Source organism: Caballeronia choica, assembly GCF_001544535.1.
Lineage (GTDB): Bacteria > Pseudomonadota > Gammaproteobacteria > Burkholderiales > Burkholderiaceae > Caballeronia > Caballeronia choica.
Map to the genome: position 1 here is coordinate 1 of NZ_FCON02000480.1, position 1215 is coordinate 1215.

General features: G+C 60.7%; 1 protein-coding gene. It reads right to left on the bottom strand.

What is annotated here, in order from left to right:
* Window positions 1–1152: IS1182 family transposase (locus AWB68_RS45145; protein WP_125483314.1), on the bottom strand; the 1152-nt coding region annotated here is incomplete at its 3' end.
* Window positions 1153–1215: the final 63 nt, after the last annotated feature.

Genomic DNA, 1215 nt, shown 5'->3' on the forward strand with positions numbered 1-1215 from the left:
GCTCTGAGTTTCCAGAGAAGCGAATTTTTCTGCCATCGCGGCACACAGCGGCCGCTTGGTGGCATCGATCTTCACGTCTTTCTTGCCCTCGCGTCCGAGCGCTACGATCAGCTCGGCGGGGTGCTCACGCAACTGCTCGAACGTTGCTTCCGACCGGTAGCCCGCATCGGCAAGGACTTGCTTGGGATCGGCGCCGGCATCGCGTAGCACCGCAGCCAGAACGGTTGGTAATTGCACGCTGTCGGCGGCACTGTTACTCAGTTCGGCCGCCACGATGATGTGAGCCGTATCGTCGACTGCAGCCTGGGCGTTGTAGGAATAGTCGAATCCGCCGCCGGCATGCTTCATGATCCGGCTTTCCGGGTCGGTGAAATTTTCCTGTGCGTCGGGCTTCGGTTCGCCGAATTTGTATTTGAAACGGGACTTCTTTTTCGGCTTGCTCAAGTCATCCGACGGTGCGTCGTCGCTGCGACCGCGCGCGATATCGGCCTGGCGCTGGCGCTCTTCCAAGCGCGCGCGTGCGGCGCGAATCACTGCCAGCCGGTCCTCGCGCCGCGCGATCTCAGCCGGAATATCGAGTTCCGGCTCGTTCTTCTCGGCGGCGTCGGCCGCCTTCGCTTTTGCCAGTAGCGCATCGATCTGTTCTTTGAGTTCCAACTCGGCCTTCTTCATCCGGTCGTAGCTCATTGCCTTGTGGCGCGACGCATTGGCCTTGATCTTGGTGCCGTCGACCGCGACCGTACCAAGCTTGACCAGGCCGCATTCTTTTGCCAGCTTCACCACTTGCACGAACAGGTCCGACAACTCCTTCAGATGGCGCGCGCGGAAGTGGCACAGCGTCCGGTGTGCCGGATAGTTGCCCGCCGCCAGTACCCGGAACGCCACATCTTCATGGAGTTTCCTTGCCAGCTTGCGCGACGAGAACACACCGGTCGCATAGCCGTACACCAGCACCTTGACCATCATCGCCGGATGAAAGGGCTGATTGCGCGCGCCCCCGCCAGCATACTGCGCATGGAAAGCGGACAGGTCCAGCGAGTCGACCGCGTCACTGATGTAGTAGACAAGGTGCCCTTCGGGCAGCCAGTCTTGCAGCGCCTGCGGTAGCAACATTTGCTGCTGCGGCTCGTAGGGGAGATAGCTTGTTCTCATCTGCTAACAACGCTTGCACCGCCCAGTCCGATGACATCAGATTTCTGCCGCGCACACTCCTAG